This is a genomic window from Arthrobacter sp. 10T419, from assembly GCF_056394105.1.
In genome coordinates this window covers 1-503 of record NZ_JBFTHF010000036.1, presented here as the reverse complement: position 1 = coordinate 503, position 503 = coordinate 1, and the positions used below count along the sequence as shown (strand labels likewise).

The following is a 503-nucleotide window of genomic DNA, read 5'->3' as shown; positions in this document are numbered from 1 at the left end:
GGGTAAAGGTTCTCGCCGCCGCTGACGAACATGTCGTCGCGCCGGCCCACGAAGGTGTAGAAGCCATCGGCATCGCGGCGGAACACGTCGCCGGTGATGTAATAGCCGTCATCGGTGAAGGGCCGCAATTCCGCACGCTGGTGGTAGCCAAGCATCAGCCCGGGGCTACGCAACTCCAGCACGCCTTCATCGGCCGCCTGACCCCGCTCGTCGATGAGCCGCATCGCCACGGCGGGATGCGGATAGCCGACTGATTGCGCTGGCGTAGGCAGCCCATCGGGATGTGGGCCGAAGACCACGGGGCCGCCCTCGGTGGTGCCATAGGCGTTGATGACGCGCGCATTGGGCAGCAACTGATGAATCTGTGCCTTCAGCGCGGGACTGACCGGCGCAGATCCCATGCGTACTGCCCGCACGCTGCTCAGATCGGTGCGGGCCAGCAATTCATGCTCGCGCAGCATCATCGCGATCATCGGCGGCACAGCGGTCAGCCAGGTGCATTG

1 protein-coding gene is annotated in these 503 nt (G+C 65.2%); it reads right to left on the bottom strand.

Annotated elements, in window-relative coordinates:
• Nucleotides 1–503: class I adenylate-forming enzyme family protein (locus AC1DBD_RS17750; RefSeq protein WP_476982708.1), on the bottom strand; the 503-nt coding region annotated here is incomplete at both ends.